This window comes from Sodalis sp. (in: enterobacteria) (genome assembly GCF_047607725.1).
Classification (GTDB): Bacteria; Pseudomonadota; Gammaproteobacteria; order Enterobacterales; family Enterobacteriaceae; genus JBLKSS01.
On the sequence record NZ_JBLKSS010000001.1, the window covers coordinates 1 to 1,190 of the forward strand.

Sequence of the window (1,190 nt, forward strand, 5' to 3'; positions counted from 1 at the left end):
CGCTGCCGCAGCTTCGGTGCATGGTTTAGCCCCGTTACATCTTCCGCGCAGGCCGACTCGACCAGTGAGCTATTACGCTTTCTTTAAATGATGGCTGCTTCTAAGCCAACATCCTGGCTGTCTGGGCCTTCCCACATCGTTTCCCACTTAACCATGACTTTGGGACCTTAGCTGGCGGTCTGGGTTGTTTCCCTCTTCACGACGGACGTTAGCACCCGCCGTGTGTCTCCCGTGATAACATTCTACGGTATTCGCAGTTTGCATCGGGTTGGTAATCCGGGATGGACCCCTAGCCGAAACAGTGCTCTACCCCCGTAGATGACTTCACGAGGCGCTACCTAAATAGCTTTCGGGGAGAACCAGCTATCTCCCGGTTTGATTGGCCTTTCACCCCCAGCCACAAGTCATCCGCTAATTTTTCAACATTAGTCGGTTCGGTCCTCCAGTTAGTGTTACCCAACCTTCAACCTGCCCATGGCTAGATCACCGGGTTTCGGGTCTATACCCTGCAACTAGACGCCCAGTTAAGACTCGGTTTCCCTACGGCTCCCCTATACGGTTAACCTTGCTACAGAATATAAGTCGCTGACCCATTATACAAAAGGTACGCAGTCACACCCCGAAGGATGCTCCCACTGCTTGTACGTACACGGTTTCAGGTTCTATTTCACTCCCCTCGCCGGGGTTCTTTTCGCCTTTCCCTCACGGTACTGGTTCACTATCGGTCAGTCAGGAGTATTTAGCCTTGGAGGATGGTCCCCCCATCTTCAGACAGGATATCACGTGTCCCGCCCTACTCATCGAGCTCACAACAAGCGCACCTTCGGATACGGGGCTATCACCCTCTGTCGCCGGACTTTCCAGACCGTTCTCCTGATGCGCAAGCTGATGATGGCTCTGGGCTGTTCCCCGTTCGCTCGCCGCTACTGGGGGAATCTCGGTTGATTTCTTTTCCTCAGGGTACTGAGATGTTTCAGTTCCCCTGGTTCGCTTCGTCAGGCTATGGATTCACCTGACGATGATGCAACAAGTTGCACCGGGTTTCCCCATTCGGACATCGCCGGCTGATAACGCTTCATATCAGCTCACCGGCGCTTTTCGCAGATTAGCACGTCCTTCATCGCCTCTGACTGCCTAGGCATCCACCGTGTACGCTTAGTCACTTAACCTCACAACCCTGAGCTGTCTGC

At 53.9% G+C, this 1,190-nt stretch carries 1 rRNA gene; it reads right to left on the reverse strand.

Annotation, left to right across the window (positions count from 1 at the left end):
• Positions 1-1,169, reverse strand: a 23S ribosomal RNA gene (locus ACMX3H_RS00005); the annotation flags it as partial.
• Positions 1,170-1,190: the final 21 nt, after the last annotated feature.